The sequence below is a fragment of the Kitasatospora sp. NPDC001159 genome (assembly GCF_053598235.1).
Genome location: NZ_JBSFJV010000179.1, coordinates 1 through 7510 on the forward strand (window position 1 = coordinate 1; position 7510 = coordinate 7510).

Annotated in this window: 6 protein-coding genes and 1 pseudogene; 3 read left to right on the forward strand and 4 right to left on the reverse strand. The window is 70.9% G+C overall.

The genetic code is table 11. The annotated features are described in order from the left end of the window. The 4 genes and pseudogenes from ACWC9T_RS39755 to ACWC9T_RS39770 form a co-directional block, all read right to left on the reverse strand. A partial coding sequence (locus ACWC9T_RS39755; RefSeq protein ID WP_449825917.1) for an aldehyde dehydrogenase family protein occupies positions 1-563 on the reverse strand: 563 nt, incomplete at its 3' end. Positions 564-600: 37 nt separating this feature from the next. Then, positions 601-1407: an acetoacetate decarboxylase family protein gene (locus tag ACWC9T_RS39760; protein WP_449825918.1), complete on the reverse strand. Its 807-nt coding sequence runs from the start codon at positions 1405-1407 to the stop codon at positions 601-603. Positions 1408-1420: 13 nt separating this feature from the next. Beyond that, positions 1421-2626: pseudogene (locus tag ACWC9T_RS39765) on the reverse strand (NAD(P)/FAD-dependent oxidoreductase). Positions 2627-2631: 5 nt separating this feature from the next. Next, positions 2632-2820: a ferredoxin gene (locus ACWC9T_RS39770; RefSeq protein WP_449825919.1), complete on the reverse strand. Its 189-nt coding sequence runs from the start codon at positions 2818-2820 to the stop codon at positions 2632-2634. 331 nt (positions 2821-3151) lie between these two features. Here ACWC9T_RS39770 and ACWC9T_RS39775 point away from each other — a divergent pair, with 331 nt between their 5' ends. The 3 genes from ACWC9T_RS39775 to ACWC9T_RS39785 form a co-directional block, all read left to right on the forward strand. Then, a complete protein-coding gene (locus tag ACWC9T_RS39775) occupies positions 3152-4507 on the forward strand; it encodes a glutamine synthetase family protein (RefSeq protein WP_449825920.1) in 1356 nt (451 codons plus the stop codon). A 74-nt stretch (positions 4508-4581) separates the two neighbouring features. Further along, the gene (locus ACWC9T_RS39780) at positions 4582-5853 is read left to right on the forward strand and encodes a cytochrome P450 (RefSeq protein WP_449825922.1); all 1272 of its coding nucleotides are present in this window, start codon (positions 4582-4584) and stop codon (positions 5851-5853) included. A 335-nt stretch (positions 5854-6188) separates the two neighbouring features. Further along, positions 6189-7510, forward strand: a 1322-nt coding sequence (locus ACWC9T_RS39785; protein WP_449825921.1) for an ISL3 family transposase, incomplete at its 3' end; no start/stop codon positions are given.

A 7510-nucleotide genomic window follows, 5' to 3' on the forward strand; every position in this document is an offset into this window, starting at 1 on the left:
GGGGACCACTCGGCGGGCTTGAGGATCACGGTGTTCCCTGCGGCCAGGGCCGGGGCGACCTTCCAGGTGGCCAGCATCAGCGGGGCGTTCCACGGCGTGATCAGCACACAGGGGCCGGCCGGGTCCCAGCTGACGTGGTTGGTGTGCCCGCGGGTCGGGAAGTCCTCGTGGTCGAGCTGCAGCAGCCAGTCGGCGAAGAAGCGGAAGTTGTGGGCGACGCGCGGCATCACGCCCCGGCGGTGGGAGCGCAGCAGCGCGCCGTTGTCGGTGGTCTCGACGATCGCCAGGTCCTCGCGGCGCTTGTCGACGCCGTCGGCGATGGCATGCAGGAGGCGGGCCCGCTCGGCGCGCGGGGTGGCGGCCCAGCCGGGGAAGGCGGCCTTCGCGGCGGCCACGGCGGCCACGGCCTCCCTCGCCGTACCCCGGGAGATCTCACCGATCACGCTTCCGTCGATCGGCGAGACATCGGTGAACGTCTCGGTGGAGGCGACGCGTTCGCCGCCGATCCAGTGCCGTGCGTCGACGGTGACCCCGGCGACGGTGAGGGTGTGCTGTTCGGTCATGGTGTCCGGTCTCCAGGTCCTTGATGTCGTACGCGGGTCACTCGGCGCCGGAGGTGTTCGACTCCAGAAGGCGGCCGCCGTCCCAGACCACGCCGACCTGCCGGTAGTACGCGGCGATCGGCTCCCGGATCTCCAGCCGGGCCAGTTCCTCGGTGGGCGCCTCGAACAGTTCCAGCTCGGCGTCGCCGACCCACGGCTGCCCGCCCTCAAAGGAAGCCGCCCCGGACTCGATCAGCTCGTCGAGCGCCAGCCCCTTGCCCTTCTCGATCGAGGGCAGCCAGCGGTGGTGGGCCATGGGGTGGCCGTTGACGAAGCCGTTCGTCTCCGACGGTTCCCGCAGCGTCACCATGGCCTGGGCGAGGCGCCGGTCGGCGGCGGCGAGGGTGGCGCCGAAGCGTGCGCCCGCCTCGATGCGCGGGGCCGGGCCATACGGGTGCGGGCGGGTCTGGTGGATGGATCCCAGCTTCTTGGGGTAGCCCTGGTGCAGCCCGCGCCCGATCGCGAAGTCCTTGTCGACCCAGATGTAGACGCACCGGGTGTACGTCCGCCCCTTGTACGTGCAGCGGACGACCGCGAACGCCTCCTTGTACTGGGAGCGCACCGGGTCCAGCAGTTCCTCCCCCGAGTCCGAGCAGGACTGCCAGTCGGCCCAGATCAGGGCCACGGCGCCGGGGTCCTCCTCGGCGGGCTCCAGCGGAGCGGGCAGCAGTTCGCGTACCCGGTCGGGGTCGGTGCGGTACTCGACGGTCAGCAGGTCGCCGGAGTACCGCCAGGGCGGCGAGGGGATCAGCGACGAGGCGCCGCTCGCCGTCTTGGGGTGCAAGAAGCCACGGAGACCGGTCATGTCAGATGTTTCCTTACGCGGTGAGGGCGGGCTGCTTGAGCAGCTGGGCGCGGTATCGGGCGGCGACCATCGCGGCGGCCTGACCGCCGAGGGCTACGACGCCGACGAGGTGGCCGTCGTGGTGGTAGCCGACCAGTACGTCCCCGCCCGGGTCGCCGTCCAGGACCCGTACGTCGTCCCTGCCGAGCACGGGCGAGCCGAAGGACTGCAGCCGGAACTCGTGCTGGTCGCTCCAGAACGTGGGGGGCGAACGGGGCTGGCTCCGTCTCTTCGCCCGAGAGATGGGCGACCAGGGCCTTCGCCGCGTGCTTGGGCGGTGTCGGTCGGGATGCACCAGTGCGAGACCCGGCGAGGCACGCCGTCGTAGCGGGCGTTGGGGAAGCGTGCCACGTCGCCGACCGCGACGACCTCCGGCCGGCCGCCGACGCGCAACTGCCCGTCGGTGAGCACACCGTCGGTGAGGTCGAGGCCGTTGCCGCCCAGCCACTCGGTGTTGGCGACCGAGCCGACCGACTCCACGACCACGTCGGCCGGCAGGACGGTTCCGTCGCTCAGGACGACGCCGGCGACGCGGTCGCCGCCCTCGAACCCGGCAACGCCCGTGCCGAGCGCGAAGCGCACCCCGCGCTCCTCGTGCCGCTTGAGCAGCGCGCGGGCCAGCAGTTCGCCGAGCGGGCCGACCATGGGCAGCGGCAGCGGGTCGACGACCGTGACCTCGGTGACCCCGAGGCCCACGGCGGTCGCCGCGACCTCGCAGCCGATGAAGCCGCCACCGACCACGACGACCCGGGCGCCGGGCCGGGTCAGTTCCTCGCGCAGGCCCTGGGCGTCGGCGAGGGTGCGGACTGTGTGGCGTCCGGCGAGCGGGCCCTCGCAGCGCAGCCGCCGGGGCCGCATGCCGGTGGCGACGACCAGACCGTCGTACGACAGCCGCGAGCCGTCGTCGAGTTCGACGGTCCGCTCTTCCAGACGGGCGGCGAGGACCTTCGTGCCGAGGCGCCACTCGACGTCGGCGATGGCCGCCTTCGGGGTGAAGGCCAGCGAACTCGAACGGCGCCTTGCCCGCCAGGACCTCCTTGGACAGCGGCGGCCAGTTGTAGGGCATGTGAGGCTCCTCGCCGATCACGGTGATCGCGCCGGTCCAGCCGGCGGCACGCAGCTGCTCGGCCGCGCGCAGGCCACCCATGGATGCGCCGGCGACGACGATGCGTCCGGTCATGGGGCTCAGCCCTCGATCCGGATGGCCTGCAGGGGACAGACGTCCGCGGCTTCCTCGACCTCTTCACGCAGGTCCTCGTCCGGGTCGGGGACGAAGGCCAGGTGGCCGTTGTCGTCCATCTGGAAGACATCGGGGGCGGCGAAGACGCACTGGCCGTGGTCCTGGCACTTGTTCATGTCGACGACGACCCTCATGGCCGGTCCTCCTGGGGTTGGGAGCGTCGGGGCGGAGCGAGGGGGAGAAAGAGGAAAGAGGGCCCGGCCGGCGACGACCGGGCCCCGGCCAAAGCGGCGCGAAGACCGAACCCCCAACTCGTTTGGCTTCAAACAAGATAGGAAACGACCCCCGGGTGGTCAATAGCTGTCCGGATGGATAAATATCCTGCACCACCCTCTTGCGGGACGGTGGCCCGGCTCCCTACCGTTCGGGGTCAAGCGACTGGGATTGCCGGAGGCCGTCCTCTCCGCGGCCGCCTCGGCCCGGTTCCCCTCACGCCGCCCATCCCGCCCGCCCAAGGAGACATCGGTGAGCGCATCTGACACCCCGGACATCCGCCAGCACCAGGAGCGGCTCGCCGCCGAGGGCATCGACGTGGTCCGGGTGATCTACCCCGACCTCATCGGCACCGACCGCGCCCGCGACATACTGCTGGACCACCTGCCCTCGGCGGTCGACCACGGCCTGGCCTTCTGCAAGGCCGTCTACCACACCACGCCCCAGGGCGACGTCGTCCCGGTCGCCGGCGGCCTGGAGGCGGGCCTGCCCGACGTCTCCGTACGCCCAGACCTGACCACCCTGGTCGCCCTCCCCTGGGAGCCCGGAGTCGCCACCTGTCTCGGCGAGGTCACCGACCCCGCCACCGGGAGCCCGGCGGCCGAGTCGCCGCGCGACCTGCTGCGCGCCGTGCTATCCCGCGCCGCCGGGGGCGGCCTGCAACCGGTCGTCGGCCCCGAGCTGGAGTACTTCCTGCTGGAGCCCGCCCCCGGCACCCCCACCGGCTGGCGCCGCGCCCCGGAGACCACCGGCGCCGTCTACACCGCCGGACTGCGCGCCGACCCCGGCAACCATCTGCTGCGCACCCTGCGGCAGCTGCGCGGCCTCGGCATCGGAGTGGTCACCGGCAACCACGAGTTCGACGGCGGCCAGTACGAGATCAACCTCACCCACTCAAAGGCCCTGGACGCCGCCGACCGCGCCTTCCGTTTCAAGGCGGCGGTCAAGGAACTGGCCCGCCAAGAGGGCAACCTCGCCACCTTCATGGCCAAGCCGTTTACTGGCGCGGGCGGCTCCGGCTTCCACCTCCACTTCTCCTGCCTGGACGACGATGGCCGCAACGTCTTCGACGACCCCGCGGGCGCCTACGGCCTCTCGGCCACCGCACGCCACGCCGTCGCAGGCATCCTGGCCCACGCGCCCGCGCTCGCGGCACTGGCGAACCCGACGGTCAACTCGTACAAGCGCTTCGGCCCGGACACCCTCGCGCCCTGGCTGATCGACTGGGGCCTGGACAACCGCAGCGCCATGCTCCGCATCCCGCCGGAGCGCGGCGGCGGCGCGCGCCTGGAGCTGCGGCTCGGCGACGCGAGCGCCAACCCGTACCTGCTGATCGCCGGCGTCATCGCCGCCGCCCTGCTCGGCGTCCGGGCAGGTGAGGAGCCCCCGGCGCCGCTGGAGGGCTACGGCTACGACACCGCCCGCTCCGCCGTCCTGCCGATGAGCCTGCCGGCCGCGCTCGACGCGCTGGAGGCGGACACCGCCCTGACCGACCTCCTCGGCAAGGACTTCACCACGTCCTTCCTCACCTACAAGCGAGACGAGGCCGAGCGCTTCAGCCGGCACGTCACCGATTGGGAGTTCACCGAGTACGCCTACCACCTCTGAGCCCGAAGCACTTCAGGAGATCTGCAACCGTGACCAGCCCCACCGTTCCCGTCACCCCGACCACCAGCGCCGAGCTGCGCGCCCGCCTCGCCGAGCCCCTTCCACTGAGCGAGGTCGACCTCGCCGGCCTCGACAACTTCACCGACCCGACCAAGCCCTGGCGGATGTTCCACACCCTGCGCCACGAGGACCCGGTGCACTGGACGCCCGAGGACGCCCCCAACTCCGGCTTCTGGGCCGTCACCCGGCACGCCGACATCGCCACCGTCGACCGCGACCCGGAGACCTTCACCTCCACGCGCTTCGTCAACCTCGAAGAAGTCGACGACGACCAGATCCAGAAGCGCGCCTCCATCCTGGAGATGGACGGCGTCCGGCACCGCGCCCTGCGCAGCGTCATCCAGCGCCAGTTCGGCGCGAACGTCATCAACGGCTACAGCGACTTCCTGCGCGGCTTGACCGCACAGACCCTGGACGCCGCCCTCCCCAAGGGCACCTTCGACTTCGTCCGCGAGGTCTCCGCCGACTTCCCCATCAACGTCCTCGCCCGCCTCCTCGACGTCCCGCCGGAGGACAACGAGCATCTCATCGCCTGGGGCAACCGCATAGTCGGCAACACCGACCCCGACTACGCGGACGTGCTGCTGGAGAGCGCCGAGAGCGAGAAGTACCGCGATCTGCCGTTCCGCTCCCCGGCCGCCCTGGAGGTCTTCGAGTACGGCCGCGAACTCGCCCGGCAGCGTCGCGGCAAGGACGGCAGCGACATCGTCTCCCGGCTCGTCAACGAGACCCCGCGCGACGGCGTCCCGCTCTCGGCGCAGGACTTCGACAACTACTTCCTGCTGCTGGTGGTGGCCGGCAACGAAACCACCCGCCACACCATGTCCCACGCCATGCTGGCCCTGATCCAGCACCCCGAGCAGCTCGCCCGTCTCAAGGACAACCCCTCGCTGATCCCGAACGCCGTGGAGGAGTTCCTGCGCTGGGCCTCCCCCGTCTACCACTTCCGCCGCACCGCGACCCGGGACGTCGAGCTCGGCGGCAAGCGAATCAAGGAGGGCGACAAGGTCGTCATGTGGTTCGCCTCCGGCAACCGCGACGAGGAGGTCTTCGGCAACCCCTACGACTTCGACGTCACCCGCGCCAACAACGACCACGTCACCTTCGGCAAGGGCAGCCCCCATCTGTGCCTGGGCAACCTCCTCGCCCGCACGGAGATCCGCATCATGTTCGAGGAGCTCATCCCGCGCCTCTCCGACATCAGGCTGGCCGGCGACGTGCCCCGTGTCCGCTCCAACTTCGTCAACGGCATCAAGCGCCTCCCGGTCGAGGTCACCCTCGCCTGACGGCCCTCCCGCCACCAAAGGATGCCGCCGCTCCCCGATGCCATGGGCGGGGAGCGGCGACATTCGTACGATCCGTCCGTCACCCAGCAGATGACGACGAGGTTCCTCGGCCCTGCGCGCACCGATCCGGTCTGCGAGTCCACGATCGTCCGGCCCGGCCGTCTGGTCGTCTACGGCACCGCACCCTCAGCTCTCTCGTCCGTCTGCCAGGGGAGTCTGTCCAGCCAACGGGAGTCTGTACGGTCTTCGGCTAAAGATTTTCATAGGCGGTGATCGATTCAACTTGCCTATAGTGTCGGCTTGTTGATGGTGGCAGGCTGGCAGAGTGTGTTGTCGTGGTGGGCGACCTGCTGCCGCAGCTGGCCGCGGTGCAGGTCGAGCGCGTGGAGGCCAGCGGGAACTTGCTGCGGATCACCGCCCGGACCAGCGATGACGACCCGGCGGCGTGTCCGGGGTGCGGACAGGCGTCCAACTGGGTGCACTCGCGTTACGTGCGGCATGTCGCGGACGAGGCGGTGGGCGGCCGTGCGGTCGTGATCGACTTATCGGTGCGCCGCCTGTACTGCGAGAACCCCGCCTGTAGGAAGGTCACCTTCGTCGAGCAGGTCGCGGGGCTGACCCGGCGTTACCAGCGCCGAACTCCGGCCCTGCAGAAGGTGGTCGATGCGGTCGCCGTGGCGCTGGCCGGATCGGCCGGAGCCCACCTGCTGGGCGTGCTGCACCACATGCTGTCCTGGGCGAGCGTGCTGAACTGCCTGATGCGCATCACACTGCCCGCCCGACCAGCCCCGCGAGTGCTGGGCATCGACGAGTTCGCCCTGCGCAAGGGCCACCACTACGCCACCATCCTGACCGACGCCGCCACCGGCGAGCGCATCGAGGTACTGCCGGACCGGAAGAGGGAGACGGTCACCACCTGGCTGAAGGCCCACCCCGGCATCGAGGTCGTCTGCCGGGATGGGGCCGGGGGCTTCGCCCAGGCCACCACTGACGCCGACCCGAGGATCGTGCAGGTCTGCGACCGCTGGCACCTGTGGCACGGCCTGGCCGAGGCTGTGTCGAAGGAGGTCGGCGCCCACAGCGCCTGCTGGGCCAAGGCCGGCCCGCCACTGCGGGAGGGCACGCGCGCACAGACCACCCGCGAGCGGTGGCATCAGGTCCACCAGCTGCTGGATGCCGGGGTGCTCGAGAGGTGTCAACGCAACTCGATCGCCAGAGGTCCGGTGTCGCAGTTCTACCGCGAGTCCCGCACTGGCTTCAACTTCGCTGCCTCAGCGTGTCGTTGTGCCGCTCACCTGTACGGTTCCGCACACGAGTACACCGACCGTCGGCCGGTGTACTCCAGCGACATGACCGATGCGGAGTGGGAGGTCACGCTCGCCGCACTGCCCACGCCACCATGGCTGGAGGGCCGCGGCGGCCGCCCGGCCCGGTACTGCGAACGCCAGCTCATCGACGCGGTCCGCTACGTCGACGACAGCGGCTGCAAGTGGCGCCAGCTCCCGGCCGACTTCCCGCCCCGCTCCGCCGTCTACGCCTACTTCCAGCGCACTGCCGAGAACGGCGCCCTGGCCGAGTACCACGACCGGCTCCGGGCCCGAGTACGCGAGAGCGAGGGCCGCGCCGCCGAGCCCACCGCAGCGATCATCGACTCCCA